Below are 16,826 nucleotides of genomic sequence, written 5' to 3'. Positions count from 1 at the left end.
TATTTTTCCGTTGCGCATTCATCGGACAGTCCGACCGACTTCACCTCTGCTGGTCTGAAATGGGGTAGTTCGATAGGGGTCGAGGGTTGAGGGTGAGGTAGTCGGCTACGGGCCCCTGCATGCGTTTGCGGGTCAACGATTCGGACCGTCGGAAGTTTCTGCGTACGAGGGTTGGGCTCGTCGTGATGGGGGCCGCTGATGTCGTCATTTGTGATCGCGACGCCCGGGTCGTTGGCGGTGGCCGCGGCGGATTTGACCGTGATCGGGGACGCGATCGGGGCAGCCCGTGTGGCCGCGGCCGGCTCGACGACCCAGGTGCTGTCGGCGGCCGGTGATGAGGTATCGGCAGCGATTGCGCAGTTGTTCGGCACCTACGGGCGCGAGTACCAGGCGCTAAGTGCTCAGGCGGCAGCGTTTCACGAGCAATTCGTAGCCGCTCTGAACGGGGCCGGTGCCGCATACGCCGCGGCCGAAGCCGCCAACGCCAACCCGTTGCAGACCCTCGAGCAAAACGTGTTGGGCGCGATCAACGCACCCACCGAATGGCTGCTGGGGCGCCCGCTAATCGGCGATGGCGCCGACGGGGCGCCCGGAACCGGGCAAAACGGCGGGCCGGGCGGATTGTTGTGGGGCAACGGCGGCAACGGCGGCTCGGGGGCGCCCGGCCAGGCCGGCGGCCGGGGCGGCGACGCCGGGCTGTTCGGTCATGGCGGCAACGGTGGGCTCGGCGGGGCCGGCAATGTCGGGCAGGCCGGCATCGACGGCAGTGGCGCTGCCGGCGGTAGTGGCGGTAACGGGGAACGGAGGTCAGGGCGGAAACAGCGGCAGGCCGGGTAACGGCGGCAACGGCGGGGCCGGTTTTAGCTTCTCCGGCAACGGCGGGGACGGCGGGGACGGCGGCGACGGCGGCGACCCCGGCTTCGTCGGCACGGGCGGCGGAGGCGGGCAAGGCTCCACCACGGGTGACCGCGGCGCGAACGGCACCGTCCCCGTCACCATAAACGACCTGACCTTTTTCGGCAGAGGCGGTCACGGCGGTGACGGCGGCAACGGTGCCAGCCCCGGCGCTGCGGGAGGCAACGGCGGGGCCGGCGGCAACGGCGGACTGTACGGCATCGCAGGTGCCGGTGGTAACGGCGGCAACGGTGCCACCGGCGCCACCGGTAGTGCGGGTGGCGTTGGTGATAGCGGTGGCCCCGGCGGCACAGGCGGCGCAGGAGGCGACGGTGGCGCCGGAGGATATTCAGGGGTCTTCTCCCTCGGGAAGGGCCTCCAACTTAGGAGTGGCGACGGCGGGGATGGCGGGGCTGGCGGAACCGGCGGTGCCGGCGGTACAGGCCACAGCTCGCTAGGCGGCACCATGGGTGCAAGTGGGGGCCGCGGTGGTGACGGCGGTCCCGGCGGTAACAGCGGCCCAAGCGAGACCTTGTCGGGTGATGGCGGCGCCGGTGGGGCCGGGGGTACCGGCGGCAGGGGCGGCGACGGTGGCAGTGGAGCCTTCGGCCAGGGTCCGGGCGGCTTTGGTGGGACTGGCGGTAATGGGGGTGACGGCGGCGACGGTCGTGCGGCAGGTGCCGGCGGCGCGGCCGGTAACGGCGGTCCGGGCGGTGACCCCAATGGCGGCTCCGGCGGGTTCGGCCAGCCCGGGGACCCTGGTGCTGTTCTGCAAAATTAGCCCACGGTCCGGCCCCAAACGCCCCGAACCAATCTTTACGACTTCCTTACGGAGCACCTCCTTGACGACAGGCTGAACGTACGTTTAGTGTCCTGAACATACGTTCAGCCGATCTGACCGCCGCTGCCCGAATCCGCGAGGCGGCCATCGAGCAGTTCGGACAGCACGGCTTCGGTGTCGGGCTACGCACGATCGCCGACGCGGCCGGGGTGAGCGCGGCGTTGGTCATCCACCACTTCGGCTCCAAGGAAGGCCTGCGCAAAGCTTGTGACGACTACATCGCCGAAGAGATCCGCAGCACCAAGGCCGAGACCCTGCGATCCAACGATCCGGCCACCTGGTTCGCGGCCATGGCCGAGATCGAGTCCTACGCCCCGATGATGACCTACCTGGTTCGCAGCATGCAATCCGGCGGCGATCTGGCGAAGATGTTGTGGCACAAGATGATTGATAACGCCGAAGAGTACATGGACGAAGGCGTGCGGGCCGGCACCATCAAGCCCAGCCGGGACCCGCACGCCAGGGCCAGGTATCTGGCGATCACCGGCGGAGGGGGCTTTCTGCTGTACCTGCAAATGCATGACACCCCAACCGATCTGAAGGCCGTGTTGCGCGATTACTCCCGCGACATGATGCTGCCCGCCCTCGAGGTCTATACCGAAGGCTTGATGGCGGACCGCACTATGTACGACGCCTTCCTTGCAACAGATGGTTCCGTCGAGAATCAAGGAGAATCACGTGTCAGTTGACAACACACCCATCGACATCCGCGGTCTGACGAAGAACTTCGGCACGGTGCGGGCCCTCGACGGCCTCGACTTGACCGTGCGCGAAGGCGAGGTGCACGGCTTCCTCGGTCCCAACGGCGCCGGCAAGTCGACAACCATCCGTGTTCTGTTGGGCGTGGTCAAGGCTGACGGCGGAATCGCGCGACTACTGGGCGGCGACCCGTGGACCGACGCCGTAGAGCTGCACCGCCAGATCGCCTACGTCCCAGGCGATGTCACCCTGTGGCCCTCACTTACCGGCGGCGAAACCATCGACCTGCTGGCCCGCATGCGGGGCGGCATCGACGAGACACGCCGGGGCGAGCTCATCGAGCGCTTCGAGCTCGATCCGCACAAGAAGGTGCGGACCTACTCGAAAGGCAACCGCCAAAAGGTGTCCCTGGTTTCCGCGTTCTCCTCGCGAGCCCGGCTGCTGCTGTTGGATGAGCCAAGCAGCGGCTTGGACCCATTGATGGAGAATGTGTTTCAGCAATGCGTTGCCGAAGCACGCGACCGCGGTGTCACCGTGCTGCTGTCCAGCCACATCCTGGCGGAGACAGAGGCGCTGTGCGAACGGGTGACCATCATCCAAGCCGGCAGGACCGTCGAAAGCGGATCCTTGGAATCCATGCGGCATCTCAGCCGCACCTCGATCAAGGCCGAAATGATCGGTGACCCAGGAGATCTCACTCGGATCAAGGGGGTCGAGGACATCACCGTCGACGGCAACACGCTCCGTGCTCAGGTCGACAGCGAAAGTCTCGGCGAACTCATCCGGGTGCTCGGTCACGCCGGTGTGCGCAGCCTCGTCAGCCAGCCTCCCACCCTTGAAGAGCTGTTCCTGCGCCACTACAGCACCAACGGCCAAAAGGAGGTGCCGGCAATATGAGCACCGCAATCCTGGATCGCCCAAGCCCCTCGCAACACCCTGCGCCGCAACGTGGTTCGCACTTCGTAGGCACGCTCGGGCTGCTGCGGCTCTACCTGCGCCGCGACCGGGTTGCGTTGCCGCTGTGGGTGATGTTGCTGTCGGTGCCGTTGGCCACCGTCTACATCAAAAGCATCGAAACGGTTTACCCCGACCAGGCCGCCCGCGCCGGAGCCGCGGCCGCCATCATGGCCAGCCCGGCCCAGCGCGCGCTGTACGGGCAGGTCTACAACGACAGCCTTGGGGCGGTCGGAATCTGGAAGGCCGGGATGTTCCACCTACTCATCGCGGTAGCGGTCATTCTCACCGTGATCCGGCATACCCGCGCCGACGAGGAAACCGGTCGTGCCGAGCTGATCGACTCCACCATCGTCGGACGGTATGCCAATCTCACTGCAGCGCTGTTGCTGTCGTTTGGGGCCTCGGTCGCCACCGGCGCAATCGGTGCGGCCGGGCTGCTGACTACCAACGTGGCTCCGGCCGGATCGCTTGCGTTCGGCGCGGCGCTGGCCGCCTCCGGTCTGGTGTTCGCGGCCGTCGCCGCCGTCGCGGCGCAGCTGTCGCCCAGCGCGCGAGTTACCCGCGGCGTCGCGTTCGCTGTGCTGGGCACCGCGTTCACATTGCGCGCCGTCGGCGATGCCGGCTCCGGCACACTGTCCTGGTTCTCCCCGCTGGGGTGGTCACTGCAGGTCAGACCATACGCCGGCGATCGCTGGTGGGTACTGCTGCTGCACCTGGCTACGACAGCCGTGCTCACCGTGCTGGCCTACCGATTGCGAGCCGGCCGCGACGTCGGCGCCGGGCTCATCGCCGAACGCGCCGGTGCCGGCACCGCCGCACCCACGCTGAGCGAGGCCTTCGGGCTGGCATGGCGGCTTGACCGCGGCGCCCTGCTGCTGTGGACCGTTGGCCTGTGCCTGTACGGCCTGGTGATGGGCAGCGTGGTGCACGGCATCGACAACCAGCTGGGTGACAGCACAGCGGTGCGTGACATCGTAACCCGGATGGGCGGCAGCAGCGCGCTGGAGCAATCCTTCGTTGCGTTGGCCTTCACTATGATTGGCATGGTTGGCGCGGCATTCGCAGTCTCGCTGACCTTGCGACTCCACCAGGAGGAAACCGGGCTACGCGCCGAGACCCTGCTGGCCGGAGCCGTTTCCCGGACTCGTTGGCTGTCAAGTCATTTGGTGATGGCCCTGGCCGGATCGGCGGCGGCAATCCTCATCTCGGGAGTAACGGCCGGACTCGCCTACGGCGCTGCAGCGGGCGACGTCGGCGGTAGGTTGCCCACCGTGGTGGGATCGGCGGCGGTACAGCTACCCGCCGTCTGGCTGCTGGCCGCGGTGACCGTCGGGTTGTTCGGAGTTGTACCGCGGTTCGCGCCGGTGGCGTGGGGCGTGCTGGTCGCCTTCATCGCGTTGTACCTGCTTGGTTCGTTGTCGGGATTCCCGCAGTGGTTGCTCGACCTGGAACCCTTCGCGCACACTCCGCGCGTCGGTGGTGGCGACTTCACCGCGATTCCGCTGTTATGGCTGCTGGCCATTGACGTAGTGCTAATTGTGTTGGGAGCCGTCGCTTTTCGACGGCGTGATCTGCGCTGCTAGGAGATGTCATGAAAATTGGATTCAAGACGTTGATATGGACCGTGTGTGGACTTGTCGTATTCGGCGCTGTCCTATTCTGGCCGGCCGGCACGTTCAACTATTGGCAGGCATGGGTTTTCCTTGCCGTATTCGTCGTCGCCACGATTGCCCCCAGCCTCTATTTGGCTCGGACTGATCCGGCGGCACTACAGCGGCGGATGCGTAGCGGGCCATTCGCGGAAGGCCGAACTGTTCAGAAGTTCATCATCATCGCCGCGTTTCTGGGGTTCTTCGCGATGATGGTGGTGAGCGCATTCGATCGTCGTTTTGGTTGGTCGTCAGTGCCGGCCGCGGTGTGCGTGATCGGCGATGTCCTAGTGGTGACCGGCCTTGGCATCGCCATGCTGGTGGTCATCCAGAACAGCTATGCCGCCTCCACGGTCAGGGTGGAGGCGGGCCAGAAGTTGGCGTCCGATGGTCTGTATAAGCTTGTGCGACACCCGATGTACTTGGGGAACGTGGTCTTGATGACGGGCATACCGTTAGCACTGGGCTCCTACTGGGCACTGCTAATCCTCGTCCCCGGCGTACTGGTGCTGGTGTTCCGCATCCTCGACGAGGAGAAACTACTTACCGAAGAACTGGTCGGATACCGCGAATACCGGCAGCGGGTGCGCTATCGGTTGGTGCCATACGTGTGGTAGGGCCCGAATCGCCCTAGGGTAACGGGCGTGGCTCGAACCCGTCACCTGCCCCGAACCGCCCGTGGCGACGTCCCGGCACCATCCGGTATGCCGCGCCGACCGCGAGTGGCCTCGCCGTGGTCAACGCAGACTCGCGCAGCTGCGGCCACTCCGACGGTTTCCGCGACGTACTGGACGACACCCCCGGTTCCGGCACGAGCCGCCGTCGGCTCCTGGCAGCATCACCTTCGAAACACGCTCTCGTGCAGCAGCATTCGATTGGGTGATCCTTGAGGACATGGAACTGACTCGATGGCCGCGCGGTGGCATTGAGAATCGGCGTGACGGGCCATTCGCTGCCTTCGAAGGGTTCCTACGGCTACAGCCGTGAGAGCCGGCGCCGACATTCGCGCGGCCGCAGCCGGTTACCTCCGAGGTGGTCGCGGTAGATGTGGCGCTGGGCCCATCGGCGACGCTGTTCCGCGCCAGCGAGCAGCTGAGTAGTCGGCGCGAGCAGGTAGGACCGGGCCCTAGATCCAAACGCCCTTGCCCACCGCGACCACACCGCCGGCACTAATCGCGAAGCGCTCCCGATCCTTCTCCAGATCAACTCCGACCATCTCGCCCGGCCCGACCACGACGTTCTTGTCCAGGATCGCGTGGCGCACCACCGCACCGCGGCCGACCCGAGCGCCTGGCATGATCACACTGCCCTCCACAATCGCGCCGTCGTCGACCACCACGTTGGACGACAGTACCGAGTTGCGCACCGAGGCCGCCGAAATGATGCTGCCGGCACCAACCACCGACTCCTGAGCGGAGCCGCCATTGACGAACTTCGCCGGCGCCAAGTTCTCCGACTCGCCGCGAATAGGCCAGCGCTTGTTGTACAGGTTGAATACCGGGTGCACCGACACCAGGTCCATGTGCGCGTCGTAGAACGCGTCGAGCGTCCCGACGTCACGCCAGTAGGCCCGGTCGCGGTCGGTTGCGCCGGGCACTTCGTTGTCGCTGAAGTCGTAGACCGCGGCCATTCCGTCGGCCACCAAATGCGGGATGATATCGCCGCCCATGTCGTGATCGGAGTGGTCGTCATCGGCGTCAGCACGAATCGCATCGATCAACACCTTGGTGGTGAAGATGTAGTTGCCCATCGACACGAACGTGGTGTCAGGGTCGTCGGGAGTTCCGGGGGGCTCCAGGGGCTTCTCGAGGAAACCGCGAATACGGCCCGAGTCGTCGGAGTCGATGCAGCCGAAAGCGCTCGCATCGCTGCGCGGGACTCGGATCCCGGCCACCGTCGCGCCAGCTCCGCTGTCGATGTGGAACCGGACCATCTGCTCGGGGTCCATCCGATACACGTGATCGGCGCCGAAAACCACTATGTAGTCCGGATCTTCGTCATAGATCAAATTGAGTGATTGATAGATCGCGTCGGCGGAGCCGGTGTACCAGCGCGGGCCGAGGCGCTGCTGCGCTGGCACCGGGGTGATGTACTCACCGGCCAGACCCGATAACCGCCAGTTCTGGGAGATATGGCGGTCCAGCGAATGCGACTTGTTTTGGGGGAGAACGCAGATCCCCAAGTACCGGGCATTGACGAGATTGGAGAGCACGAAATCAATGAGCCGATAGGCGCCGCCGAAGGGAACCGCGGGTTTGGCCCGGTCCGCAGTCAACGGATAAAGCCGCTTGCCCTCACCGCCGGCCAAAACGATGCCCAGCACGTGTGGCACTTCCCTCATGGCCTCAAACCTATCGGCCACTGCGAGACGCTGCCAGGGGGAACCCCCGGTTGGACCGTGGTCTGCATTGTTCTGACGGGCTGTCCGTCAAGGTATTTGGCCCACTTCGGATCCAGTTCACCGACTCCTCAACGGCCCGCCATGCGGGCCGCATCGTCGCCGAACTCAACCCCCATCGTCCGACTCCTCAACGGCCCGCCATGCGGGCCGCATCGTCGCCGAACCCAACCCCCATCGTCCGACTCCTCAACGGCCCGCCATGCGGGCCGCATCGTCGCCGAACTACGGTGCCCTCATGCGGGTGGCAATGTTGACTCGGGAGTACCCACCCGAGGTCTACGGCGGAGCCGGGGTACACGTCACCGAACTGGTGTCGCAACTGCGCCGCCTGTGCGCGGTCGACGTGCACTGCATGGGCGCACCCCGCCCGGGCGCCGCCGCCTATCAACCCGACCCCCGGCTGCGAAACGCCAATGCGGCCCTGTCCACCCTGTCGTCGGACCTGCTGATGGCCAATGCCGCCGGCGCGGCCACGGTCGTTCATTCACACACCTGGTACACCGGCCTAGCCGGGCACCTGGCCGCGCTGCTTCATGACATTCCACATGTTCTGACCGCGCATTCGCTTGAGCCGATGCGGCCGTGGAAGGCCGAGCAACTCGGCGGCGGTTACCGGCTGTCGACATGGGTGGAGCGCACCGCGGTGCTGGCCGCCGACGCGATCATTGCCGTCAGCTCCGGCATGCGCGATGACATCTTGCGGGTCTATCCCACGCTGGATCCAAGCGTGGTGCACGTGATCCGCAACGGGATAGACCCTGAGGTGTGGTATCCGGCCGGGCCCGTGCGCATCGGGTCGGTGCTCGCCGAGCTTGGGGTCGATCGGAACCGGCCCATGGTGGCGTTCGTCGGGCGGATCACCCGCCAGAAAGGCGTCCAGCACCTGGTGGCGGCCGCACACCGATTCAGTCCGGACGTGCAGTTGGTGCTGTGCGCCGGGGCCCCCGACACCCCGGAGATCGCCGCTGAAGTCCGGTCCGCTGTAACCCGACTGGCCCGCAATCGCACCGGCGTGTATTGGATAAAAGAAATCCTTCCCATCGGAAAACTACGTGAAATAGTCTCGGCGGCAACAGTTTTCGTTTGCCCTTCGATATACGAGCCGTTGGGCATCGTCAACCTGGAGGCGATGGCGTGCGCAACCGCGGTGGTGGCGTCAGACGTCGGTGGTATACCCGAAGTGGTCGCCGACGGAATCACCGGTTCGCTAGTGCACTACGACCCAGCCGACCCGACTGGTTACGAGGCCCGTTTGGCCGATGCGATCAATGCCCTGGTCGCCGACCCCGCAAAAGCCGAGCGCTTCGGCCATGCAGGACGCCAGCGCTGTATCCGCGAGTTCTCCTGGGGACACGTCGCCGAACAGACGCTGGACATCTATCGGAAGGTGTGCGCGTAACGCAGACCTAGCTAGTCACGCCCTTGAGCTCGTCACCCAGCGCGGCAGCTTCGTCGGGCGTGAGCTCGACCACGAGGCGACCCCCACCCTCAAGTGGTACCCGCATCACGATGCCGCGCCCCTCCTTCGTCGCTTCCAAAGGACCGTCTCCGGTCCGGGGCTTCATCGCCGCCATCGAGTGCTCCCTCCAGATTCGAGCTGGCCCGCAGTCGCAGACCTGGCCGGCGCCGAGCATGCCCCGCCAGTGGATTTCCAGTCATACCCGACATTGAACTGCCAAATCACCCCCCTATTGTTCCCTATTCGGGTCACCAGGTGCACGAGACCCGGTTCTCTGGCCATTTTCAGGGCCTCAGCCGGTCGGCGCCGGCACCCAGCAATCACGGATGTGATCGTCGACCATTCCGGTCGCTTGCATCAGCGCGTAGGCAGTAGTAGGCCCAACGAAGCGGAACCCGCGTCGTTTCAATTCGCGCGCCATGGCCTTCGATTCCACGCTGGCCGAAGGAATTTCGGCCAAGCTGGCGAACCGGGGCCGAGGCGGCGGTGCGAACGACCACAGCAGCTCGGACAGGTCTTGCGGCGATCCCAGGTCAGCGGCGGCACGCGCGTTGGCGATCGTCGCCTCGATTTTGGCTCGGTTGCGGACAATTCCCTCGTCGGCCAGCAGCCGTTGCACATCGGCGTCGGTAAAGCGAGCGACCTTCTCGATGTCGAAGCCGGAGAACGCCCGCCGGAAGTTCTCCCGCTTACGCAGGATGATCAGCCACGACAGCCCGCTCTGGAAGGCCTCCAGGCTCATCCGCTCGAACAACGCCGCCCCGCCGCGCACCGGACGCCCCCACTCGTGGTCGTGATAGTCGCGATACAGCTCGAAGTCGGGCCCCGGACGACCTTGCGCCCAGCCGCAGCGAACCAGCCCCTGATCGGTCATGTCGCTCACCCGGAGTCCGGACGGTCCTCGACGACGGGCCCGGGCTCCGGTTTGTCGGACCTGCCGGCACCGGCGGCCGCCTGGATCGCCGCCAACTCGCCGCGCAGCGCCTCGAGCTCACGGCCGAGCCGATCCAGCACCCAGTCCACCTCGCTGGTCTTGTAGCCACGCAGCACCTGGGTGAACTTGACTGCGTCGACGTCGGCGCCGGTGATACCGAAAGCGGGCAGCACAGTCGCCGTCGTGGCTCGGGGCAGGGGCGGCAACTGCTCGCCACGGCCAAACAGCAGGCTGGCCGCCCCGAACAACACGATCGCCACCAGGACTAGCACCACGAGGTACAGCAACACCAAAGCCACGTCGTCGATCTTGCCCTACTGCACCGACACTTCGGTGTTCAGCGCGGTCGCACCAGATTCATCGGGGGCCGGTCCACCAGCGACACCGGCCTGGTGTGCTGGGTGTAGCCCTCGAAGTCGGAGCCGACCGGGAAGAACTGGGTCAGACCGACCCCGGAGTCGGGGATACCGCACCGGGAGAACAGCGTCGCGATGACCTGACGGCTCATTACGCCAAGCTCGGCCAGAGGCCGGTTGCGGTGCGCCCGCACACCGAGATTGACCTGCGCTATCGCGTCCAGGCCCATCCGATCAAAGGTATCGACCAGGAGCCCGATCTCCACTCCATAACCCGGGGCGAACGGCAGCGACGTCAGCAGCTCCCGACTCGCCGCGTACTCACCGCTCAGCGGCTGCAGCACACAACCAAGCTCCGGCCGTAGCGCCGCCAACAAAGGCCGCGCCACCAGCTCGGTGACCCGTCCCCCGCCGGTGGCGTCGGCGCCGCGCGCGTCGCCGGAAGTTAGCGGCCGTCGGTAGAAGCTTTTGACCAGGTGCACACCCTCGCCGGTGAGCAGCGGCCCGACCAGCCACGGCACAAACATCGGATGTGGATTGATTAGGTCGGAATCGACGAAAACCACGATGTCGCCGCTGGTAGCCGCCAGGGAGCGCCACAACGCCTCCCCCTTGCCGGGCCGCGTCGGAACCTCGGGCAACGCCTGTTCACGGCTGACGACACGGGCTCCGGCGGCGATGGCACGGATCTCCGTGTCGTCGGTGGAGCCTGAGTCCAGCACGATCAGCTCGTCGACCAGGCGATCTACCAGCGGCGAGATGCTGTCGATCACCGATTCGATGGTTTCTTCCTCATTGAGGGCCGGCAGCACCACCGAGATCGTCCGCCCTGCCTTGGCGGCCACCAATTCGCCGATAGTCCAGCGGGGGCGGTTCCAGCTACGGTTGGACAACCAGGTGTCCCGTGGCAGCGCGGCCAGGACTCCATCAACTAGGTCCGACGTTGTCATGCGAGCCCCCTCACCGTGCGCGTCGGTGGGCGCGTCCCCCGGATCGAGGCAACCATCTCCAGCACCCGCCGAGTAGCCGTGACCTGGTGCACGCGGAACATCCGCGCGCCGGCGGCCGCGGCCAGCGCGGTGGCTGCCAGCGTCCCCTCGAGCCGTTCGGTCACGTCCACGCCCAGAGTCTCCCCGACTACGTCCTTGTTGCTCAACGCCAGAAGCACAGGCCACCCGGTCTTAACAAGATCGTCCACGTGCCGCAACAGGAGCAGCCCGTGGAAGGTGTTCTTGCCGAAATCGTGGGCCGGGTCAATCAGCACCCGGTCACGGGCTACTCCGACCGCGACCGCCCGCTCGGCTGCGCCGGTGACCTGGCGGATCACGTCGTCCACCACGTCGCGGGTAGTCGTACCGTAACTCACCCGGAAGGGGCGCGTACGGGGCTGCGCGCCACCGGTGTGCGTACACACCAGGCCCGCACCGAATTCGGCGGCTACCTCGGCGATGCCCGGGTCGACACCTCCCCACGTGTCGTTGATCAGGTCCGCACCCGCTGCGCAGGCCTTCTTGGCAACCTCCGAGCGCCACGTGTCCACACTGATCAGTTGATTCGGGTAGGCGCCGCGCAGCCATTCGATGAACGGCACCAGCCGGGCAACCTCGGTGTCGGCATCGACGATGTCGCCGGGTCCCGCCTTGACGCCGCCGACGTCGATGACATCAGCACCCTCGGCGATGGCCCGGTGGGCGGCGTCTCTGGCGGCCTCATCGCTGAAGGTCGCGCCCTTGTCGAAGAACGAATCCGGGGTGCGGTTCACGATTGCCATGATCAGTGGGCGGTCCGCGGCGACTGGGCGGCCGCAGAAGGTTGACTGCACGCCCTCCATAGTGCCTGGGAGCATCGAGACCGCGTCCAGGGCTACCCGATGGCGACGAAATGCGCCTTCAGCGCAGTCTCGACGGCGACGCTAGCCCTGCGGTCGCTTACCGGAGGCGACCTCCTCGGGGTATTCGGCGTAGTACGGCACATAACCCTCGTCGCGGCCGGCCAGCACATACAGCGGATCCGCCACATCACTGCCATAGGCTTGGCGGCGCAGGTCTAGCTTGCGGCTCTTGAACGTCGTGGTGTGTTCCAAGGACTCCACCACCCGCACGAAGAGCGGAAGCGCATAAGCCGGTAGCTGCCCATAGACTCGGCGGGCCAAAGATTTGCCGTCAAACTCGGCGCCATCGCGCAGCTTGACCGCAGCCATCCCAGCTCGGCCACCGGTACGTGGGATCTCGACGCCGTAGACGGTGCTCTCCTCGATGGCCGCTTCGGATGCCAGCGCGGCCTCGACCTGTGTGGTGGCCACATTCTCGCCCTTCCAGCGGAAGGTGTCGCCGAGCCGGTCGACGAACGCGGCATGACCCATGCCCTGCGGGCTCATCACGTCGCCGGTGTTAAACCAGCAGTCGCCCTCGCGGAAAGCGTTGCGCACCAACTTCTTTTCGCTGGCGGCCGGGTCGGTGTAGCCGTCGAATGGCTGGAATCTGTTGACCGGGCTGAGCAACAGGCCGGGCTCACCGGCGGGCACCCGACGCACCCGTCCGTCGTCGTCGCGCAGCGGTTCACCGGTATCCGGGTCGTATTCGACATAGGCCAGTGGTATCGGCGATACCCCAGTGGTCCTGGGCAGGTTAAAGATATTGATGAAAGCCGACGTGCCTTCGCTGGCGGCGTAGAACTCACACACCCGCGCAATGCCGAAACGCGTCGTGAACTCCTCCCAGATCTCCGGCCGCAGTCCGTTGCCGCAGATCACCCGCACCTTGTGGGCCCGGTCGGTTGGCTTGGCCGGCTGGTTGAGCAGATATCGGCAGATTTCGCCGATGTAGATGAAGGCGGTGGCCCGGTTGCCGATCACCTCATCCCAGAACCGCGACGCCGAAAACGACTTCCCCAGCGCCAACGTCGCCCCGGAGTTGATCACCGACGACACCGCGACCGTCAACGCGTTGTTGTGGTACAGCGGCAGGCAGCTGTAGAGCGTGTCGGAGGACTTCAGCCGTAGCCCCATTCCGCCAAAGATCGCTAGCGCCCGCAACCAGCGCTGATGGCTCATCACGCTGGCTTTGGGAAATCCGGTGGTGCCCGAGGTGAAGATATAAAACGCGGCGTCTTTAGCCCGTACCGCCGACGCGGCCGCCGGGTTGGTGGCGGGTGCGGTCGCGGCGAAGCGCTCCAGGTCCTCGATCGTGAGCACGTCGCCAGTTGCGGGATTGGCCGAGGCGCCGCATTCGCTGACGGCGCTAACCAGGTCCGCCTCGGCGAGCAGCACCTTCGCTTCCAGCAGCCCCAGGCTGTGGGCCAGGACCTCGCCGCGCTGGTGGTAATTGAGCATGCCGGCGATTGCGCCGCACTTGACCGCGGCCAGCATTGCCAGCACCGCGTTGGGCGAGTTACGCAGCATGATGCCGACAACGTCGCCGGGGCCGACACCGCGGGCCGCCAACACCGCGGCATACCGGTTGGCGGTCGCATTGGCGTCGCGATAGCTCACCCGCTGATCGCCGAACTTTAGAAAGACCCGGTCACCGTAGCGAGCGGCACGATCCTGGAACACGGTGCCGATTGAGACTTTGGTTGTCGGCGTGTTCAGCAGCCCGGTCCGCACTCCGCGCACGATCGAAGGCGTGTCGACCAACAAGCCCGGCAATCGTGACGCGATATCGGTGAGCTTGACCGTTGCGCGCGCGCCACCGTCGCGATCGGACACCAAATCCCTCAATTCGTTCGCCAGACGTCAAGTTCGGCGCTCAGCATGGGCCAGCTCACGCCGGTGCGCAGGCCTCCAGCGCCTCGCTGACCTTATCGACCACCAGCAGCCGGTCCACGGCTACCTGTGAGATATACCCACTGTCGACCAACCCGTACATCCATGCTCGCAGGCCGTCGTAGTGGCCCCAGGGATCTAGCATCACGATCGGTTTGTCGTGCACCCCGAGGTATCCCTCGGTCCACGCGTTCAACAGCTCGTCCAGGGTGCCGACGCCACCTGGCAACGCAATGAAGGCGTCGGCGCGATCCTCCATGACCTGCTTACGCTCCCACATGGTGTCGGTGATGATCAGCTCGTCGGCGTCGTCGTCGGCTAGTTCCCGGTGCACCAGCAACTTGGGAATCACACCGACGGTCCAGCCGCCCCGAGCCCGCGCCGCAGAGGCGACGGCCCCCATGGCCGAAACGTGACCGCCGCCCCAGACCAGGGTCCAGCCCCGCTCGGCAAGCGACTCTCCGAGTGTGGCGGCCAGTTCCAACAGCTCTGGGTAGGTAGGTCCGGCCGCGCAGTACACAGCCACCGTCCACGCACCAGGTACAACGCTTTTCGCGGGCATACACCGAAAGGTAGACCACAGGGCCCAGACGCCGTGCAGATTTGGGGCCATCACCGTGAAAAGCGCATAGCGAGCAATAAGATTCGGCAGTGCCGATTCGATGGAACGTCCCTCAGCATGCCGCTGCCTTGGAGCAGCTGGACAATTCGCTGAGTGACACCGCACGCCCCGGCGCAGCGGTACTCGGACCCGACGGTGTCGGCAAATCCACGTTGGCCCGATTGGCCGCCGAACGATACTGCGCCCGGCATCCGACGACCGTCACACGCTGGGTCATCGGGACCCCAGCCGAGCGCGTGGTCCCATTCGGGGCCTTCGGCCATCTGGTGGCCATCGCCGACATCGGGAAGCCGGCTGCGCTGTTGCGGGCGGCCCGGGCGTCGTTGGGAGCGGACGGCGACCTTTTGCTCGTTGTCGACGATGCGCATCACCTCGACATTCTGTCGGCCACCCTGGTGTATCAGCTGGCACTGGCCGGCACCGCGCGGATGATCGTGACCGCTCTCGGTCCGGATTTTGGGCCCGCACCCGACGCCATCGCCGCGCTGTGGACCGACGACCTGCTGGATCGGATCGACGTCGAACCGCCCAGCGCGACGGCCCCAGCGCAGGTCGACGAATTCATCGCCGAGTTGCCCGGCCCGGCCCGGTCGGTGCTCGACTATCTGGCCGTCCAGGAGCCACTGTCACTGGCCGACCTCGCCGTCCTCGCCGGCGACGGCGCGGCGGAGCAAGCCGAGGAGTGGGGCGCCGCCGAAACCCGGGTCCGCGCACAGGACGATCCGGTGGTGTACACGGCGCACCCGCTGTTCGCCGAACGAGCGCGGGCCGCGCTCGGCGACGACGGAGCGCGACGACGGCGCACCGAGTTGGTCACGCTGCTGTCGCAGCACCCGCGCGACCATCTCAGCGACCGGCTCCGGCTGGCGTCGTTGGCGCTGGATAGCGATGCCCCGCAGCCGGTGAGCGAGGTCATCGAGGCCGCGCGGGAGGCGCTGCGGCTGGGCGACCTCGCGCTCGGCGAACGCCTGGCCCGCTGGGCGCTGGAGCACTCCGGCGACCTGGCGGCGCGACTGCATCTGGCACAGGCACTGGGGTTCCAAGGTCGCGGCCGCGAGGCCGACGCGGTGCTGGCCGCGGTGGACCCCGCCGCGCTTTCGGAACCCGAGCTGATGGCCTGGACGCAGCTGCGGGCCGCCAACCAGTTCTTTATGCTCAGCGAACCGGAGCGGGCCACCGCGTTTCTGCGGACCACCCGCAGTCGGATCACGGATGCCAGCCAGCGCATCACCCTCGACGCGCTGAGCGCCACCTTCGCGATGAACGCGGGCAACCTCGGGCACGCCGTGGAAATGGCTCGCGAGGTGCTGGCGTCGCCGTCGGCCGACGACCAGGCGGTGGCCTGGGCGGCCAGCGCGGGCGCATTGTGCGCGGCCCGGCAGGGGCGTTTCGACGACGTCGAGCCGCTGGCGCAGCGCGCGCTGGACGCCGAGCATCCCGGCGTGCTGCGCTTCACCATCGGACTGGGCCAGACCACCGCGCTCTTGATGGCGGGTCGGCTGGACGCGGCCCGGCAACTCGCCCAGCAGTTCACCGATTTCGCCGAACTGCAGCAACCGGGCCGCGCGATCGGGGAGGTGCTGTTGGCGCATGTGCTGATCGCCAACGGCGAATTCGGCCAAGCGAAGGCGCTACTCGAGCCGGCGGCGGCCACCCTGGAACGCACCGGCTACTCGTGGGGACCGCTGTCGCTGATGCTGCTGGCTACCGCGCTGGCGCAGCAGGGGAATATACCCGAGTCCGCAAAAGCGTTGCGGCGCGCGGAAACCCGGCACGGAACCAAGTCGGCGTTGTTCGCGCCCGAGCTCGGGCTAGCGCGCGCCTGGGCCAGGTCGGCCGCCCGGGACAAGACGGGCGCCGTCGCCGCGGCCCGGGAGGCGGCCCGCACCGCCGAGCGGGCCGGACAGTCGGCGGTGGCGCTGCGCGCTTGGCATGACGCGGTTCGATTGGGCGACCTGCGCGCCGTGGACCCGGTTAGCCGGCTGGCCGCCGAGATCGATTGCGCCGTCGGCAATATCGTCGTGCGCCACGCCCGGGCGTTGGCCGACGGCGATGCCGCGGCACTGACCGCGGTGGCCGACGAGCTGGCCGCGATCGGGATGGCCGCCGCGGCCGCCGATGCCGCGGCACAGGCACGCCGCATTGTGCGTGAACCGTAATCGCAAACGGATATCCCGTGAGCGTCAAAGGCGGACAAGCCATTTCGGCGCCCAACGCTCCCCTGCTGACGGTTGTCGCCGACGGCGGCGCG

At 66.7% G+C, this 16,826-nt stretch carries 14 protein-coding genes and 2 pseudogenes; 8 read left to right on the top strand and 8 right to left on the bottom strand.

The annotated features are described in order from the left end of the window. The first annotated feature begins 198 nt into the window (after nt 1-198). The 6 genes and pseudogenes from MSIMFI_RS29260 to MSIMFI_RS28130 all read left to right on the top strand — a co-directional run. Nucleotides 199-1,675 (top strand): annotated as a pseudogene (locus tag MSIMFI_RS29260) (PE family protein). 98 nt (nt 1,676-1,773) lie between these two features. Beyond that, a complete protein-coding gene (locus tag MSIMFI_RS13740; protein WP_191498186.1) occupies nt 1,774-2,424 on the top strand; it encodes a TetR/AcrR family transcriptional regulator in 651 nt (216 codons plus the stop codon). Beyond that, a complete protein-coding gene (locus MSIMFI_RS13735) occupies nt 2,414-3,331 on the top strand; it encodes an ABC transporter ATP-binding protein (protein ID WP_191497610.1) in 918 nt (305 codons plus the stop codon). Before MSIMFI_RS13740 ends, MSIMFI_RS13735 begins: the two co-directional genes overlap by 11 nt. Next, the gene (locus tag MSIMFI_RS13730) at nt 3,328-4,974 is read left to right on the top strand and encodes an ABC transporter permease (protein ID WP_191497609.1); all 1,647 of its coding nucleotides are present in this window, start codon (nt 3,328-3,330) and stop codon (nt 4,972-4,974) included. The genes MSIMFI_RS13735 and MSIMFI_RS13730 overlap by 4 nt, the downstream gene beginning before the upstream one ends. Nucleotides 4,975-4,982: 8 nt before the next feature. Further along, on the top strand, nt 4,983-5,657 hold the full coding sequence (locus MSIMFI_RS13725) for a methyltransferase family protein (protein ID WP_191497608.1): 675 nt from the start codon (nt 4,983-4,985) through the stop codon (nt 5,655-5,657). Nucleotides 5,658-5,853: 196 nt separating this feature from the next. Further along, nucleotides 5,854-6,135 (top strand): annotated as a pseudogene (locus tag MSIMFI_RS28130) (CocE/NonD family hydrolase); the annotation flags it as partial. Nucleotides 6,136-6,166: 31 nt separating this feature from the next. Here MSIMFI_RS28130 and glgC read toward each other — a convergent pair. Beyond that, nucleotides 6,167-7,381 carry a glucose-1-phosphate adenylyltransferase gene (gene glgC, locus MSIMFI_RS13720; RefSeq protein ID WP_191497607.1) on the bottom strand — a complete coding sequence of 405 codons (1,215 nt, stop codon included), beginning with the start codon at nt 7,379-7,381 and terminating at the stop codon, nt 6,167-6,169. A gap of 295 nt (nt 7,382-7,676) precedes the next feature. On the opposite strand from glgC, the gene glgA reads away from it, so the two are divergent. Further along, the gene (glgA, locus tag MSIMFI_RS13715; RefSeq protein WP_191497606.1) at nt 7,677-8,840 is read left to right on the top strand and encodes a glycogen synthase; all 1,164 of its coding nucleotides are present in this window, start codon (nt 7,677-7,679) and stop codon (nt 8,838-8,840) included. Between the two features lie 7 nt (nt 8,841-8,847). Here the strand turns inward: glgA and MSIMFI_RS13710 are convergent, their stop codons facing one another. The 7 genes from MSIMFI_RS13710 to MSIMFI_RS13680 form a co-directional block, all read right to left on the bottom strand. Beyond that, nucleotides 8,848-9,015, bottom strand: a complete 168-nt coding sequence (locus tag MSIMFI_RS13710; protein ID WP_003406247.1) for a DUF3117 domain-containing protein — start codon at nt 9,013-9,015, stop codon at nt 8,848-8,850. A 177-nt stretch (nt 9,016-9,192) separates the two neighbouring features. Next, nucleotides 9,193-9,774: a DNA-3-methyladenine glycosylase I gene (locus tag MSIMFI_RS13705; protein WP_191497605.1), complete on the bottom strand. Its 582-nt coding sequence runs from the start codon at nt 9,772-9,774 to the stop codon at nt 9,193-9,195. A 5-nt stretch (nt 9,775-9,779) separates the two neighbouring features. Next, nucleotides 9,780-10,133 carry a DivIVA domain-containing protein gene (locus MSIMFI_RS13700; RefSeq protein ID WP_191497604.1) on the bottom strand — a complete coding sequence of 118 codons (354 nt, stop codon included), beginning with the start codon at nt 10,131-10,133 and terminating at the stop codon, nt 9,780-9,782. A gap of 38 nt (nt 10,134-10,171) precedes the next feature. After that, nucleotides 10,172-11,140, bottom strand: a complete 969-nt coding sequence (locus MSIMFI_RS13695; RefSeq protein ID WP_191497603.1) for a glucosyl-3-phosphoglycerate synthase — start codon at nt 11,138-11,140, stop codon at nt 10,172-10,174. Further along, a complete protein-coding gene (gene folP / locus MSIMFI_RS13690) occupies nt 11,137-12,036 on the bottom strand; it encodes a dihydropteroate synthase (protein WP_191497602.1) in 900 nt (299 codons plus the stop codon). The genes MSIMFI_RS13695 and folP overlap by 4 nt, the downstream gene beginning before the upstream one ends. A gap of 66 nt (nt 12,037-12,102) precedes the next feature. Continuing rightward, nucleotides 12,103-13,896: a long-chain-acyl-CoA synthetase FadD6 gene (gene fadD6, locus MSIMFI_RS13685; RefSeq protein ID WP_191497601.1), complete on the bottom strand. Its 1,794-nt coding sequence runs from the start codon at nt 13,894-13,896 to the stop codon at nt 12,103-12,105. A gap of 55 nt (nt 13,897-13,951) precedes the next feature. Further along, nucleotides 13,952-14,515, bottom strand: a complete 564-nt coding sequence (locus MSIMFI_RS13680) for a TIGR00730 family Rossman fold protein (protein ID WP_191497600.1) — start codon at nt 14,513-14,515, stop codon at nt 13,952-13,954. Nucleotides 14,516-14,604: 89 nt separating this feature from the next. Here MSIMFI_RS13680 and MSIMFI_RS13675 point away from each other — a divergent pair, with 89 nt between their 5' ends. After that, complete coding sequence (locus MSIMFI_RS13675; RefSeq protein WP_191497599.1) at nt 14,605-16,734, top strand: AAA family ATPase; 2,130 nt, start codon at nt 14,605-14,607, stop codon at nt 16,732-16,734. The last annotated feature ends 92 nt before the right edge of the window (nt 16,735-16,826 follow it).

Origin of the sequence: Mycobacterium simulans, assembly GCF_900232995.1 — a bacterium.
GTDB classification, from domain to species: Bacteria; Actinomycetota; Actinomycetes; order Mycobacteriales; family Mycobacteriaceae; genus Mycobacterium; species Mycobacterium simulans.
This window is presented reverse-complemented; position numbering and strand designations above follow the sequence as displayed.

What these genes read in the sequence shown, in the direction of transcription:
- MSIMFI_RS13730 (WP_191497609.1), top strand. Translation starts at nt 3,328, where the DNA reads ATGAGCACCGCAATCCTGGATCGCCCAAGCCCCTCGCAACACCCTGCG.
- MSIMFI_RS13725 (WP_191497608.1), top strand. Translation starts at nt 4,983, where the DNA reads ATGAAAATTGGATTCAAGACGTTGATATGGACCGTGTGTGGACTTGTC.
- glgC (WP_191497607.1), bottom strand. Translation starts at nt 7,381, where the DNA reads ATGAGGGAAGTGCCACACGTGCTGGGCATCGTTTTGGCCGGCGGTGAG.
- glgA (WP_191497606.1), top strand. Translation starts at nt 7,677, where the DNA reads ATGCGGGTGGCAATGTTGACTCGGGAGTACCCACCCGAGGTCTACGGC.
- MSIMFI_RS13710 (WP_003406247.1), bottom strand. Translation starts at nt 9,015, where the DNA reads ATGGCGGCGATGAAGCCCCGGACCGGAGACGGTCCTTTGGAAGCGACG.
- MSIMFI_RS13705 (WP_191497605.1), bottom strand. Translation starts at nt 9,774, where the DNA reads ATGACCGATCAGGGGCTGGTTCGCTGCGGCTGGGCGCAAGGTCGTCCG.
- MSIMFI_RS13695 (WP_191497603.1), bottom strand. Translation starts at nt 11,140, where the DNA reads ATGACAACGTCGGACCTAGTTGATGGAGTCCTGGCCGCGCTGCCACGG.
- folP (WP_191497602.1), bottom strand. Translation starts at nt 12,036, where the DNA reads ATGCTCCCAGGCACTATGGAGGGCGTGCAGTCAACCTTCTGCGGCCGC.
- MSIMFI_RS13680 (WP_191497600.1), bottom strand. Translation starts at nt 14,515, where the DNA reads ATGCCCGCGAAAAGCGTTGTACCTGGTGCGTGGACGGTGGCTGTGTAC.